The following is a 218-nucleotide window of genomic DNA, read 5'->3' on the forward strand; positions in this document are numbered from 1 at the left end:
GCATAGGAGGGTTTGGTTATGAGTACAAAATCAAAGAACTCTATTGAAATGCAATTGTTGAACGGTTTTGTCATTCTAGTCGGTTTAATGCTTATCTTTTCAGTGGGTCATAATTTATATGTGGGGGAGTTTAACTGGACATTGCTAATATTTTTAGCAGCTATTTTTGCTTGGGTCGTATTTTGGAGAGGTTTTCGAAAAAGGAGAAGTGAGTAATA

1 protein-coding gene is annotated in these 218 nt (G+C 35.3%); it reads left to right on the forward strand.

From position 1 onward, the window contains the following. Nucleotides 1–18 precede the first annotated feature (18 nt). Nucleotides 19–216 carry a hypothetical protein gene (locus CHH91_RS19635; RefSeq protein ID WP_095224779.1) on the forward strand — a complete coding sequence of 66 codons (198 nt, stop codon included), beginning with the start codon at nt 19–21 and terminating at the stop codon, nt 214–216. Nucleotides 217–218: the final 2 nt, after the last annotated feature.

The sequence above is a fragment of the Virgibacillus sp. 7505 genome, from assembly GCF_002272135.1.
Lineage (GTDB): Bacteria > Bacillota > Bacilli > Bacillales > Amphibacillaceae > Terribacillus.

Coding starts and splice junctions, on each gene's coding strand:
- CHH91_RS19635 (WP_095224779.1), top strand. CDS start 19: ATGAGTACAAAATCAAAGAACTCTATTGAAATGCAATTGTTGAACGGT.